Consider the following 769-nt stretch of genomic DNA (forward strand, 5'->3'; position numbering starts at 1 on the left):
ATTGGGTGAAAATGATAGGGAAATGCTAGAGCTGCAACAATTGTTGGTTTCTACTGTCACTAAGGCTGCTGAGGAAGCAGAAGATCAGGCTCTCGAAATTGCGTCTTTTCTAGAGAAAGAAATTTCAGAAGAATTAATCGAATTAGAAACTCAAGGGCGCAAAATTATTATACGAGTTGAAGAGAAAGGGTCGTTTTCTTCAGGTTCAGCGCATCTGGAAGATGATTTTTTACCTATTTTGGATAAGCTCGTTGACGTACTAGGCTCTGTTCAGGGTAGAATTTCAATAGAAGGGCACACGGATGATGTGCCGATAAAAACAAAAGAATTTCCATCAAACTGGGATTTGTCAGCAAAACGCGCTTTAGTGGTTGCCCACGGACTCATGGAATCGGGTGATTTAGACCCAAGACGTGTTTCGGTCTCGGGCTTTGCAGATAGCCGTCCTTTAGTCGCAAACGACTCTACTGAACATCGAGCTAAAAATCGACGCGCAGAGATCGTGCTTGAAGAGAAAAGCGCAGACTCAATGCGCAAAGATATTCAAGCCAGTGAACAAGCGGTTGATGCTGCGAATACTAGTTTGCTGCGAGACATGTTAGATTTGTCGCCGGAGGAAATTTTCTAGCTTAAGTTGCGGAGTAGCTATGTCTCAAAAAACATCAGAGCGTCGTCGATATTTTCGGGTTGATGACCATATCGGTTTACGCTTGATGCTTGTCACCGACACTGACGTTGAGCATTTAGACTCAGGGTCGGTTCAGACGCC

General features: G+C 44.2%; 1 protein-coding gene. It reads left to right on the forward strand.

Features of this window, described 5'->3' with window-relative positions:
• Positions 1–628 (forward strand): OmpA family protein (locus A3762_RS22880; protein ID WP_231878904.1); only part of this gene is annotated, 628 nt, incomplete at its 5' end.
• Positions 629–769: the final 141 nt, after the last annotated feature.

This window comes from Oleiphilus sp. HI0125 (assembly GCF_001635355.1).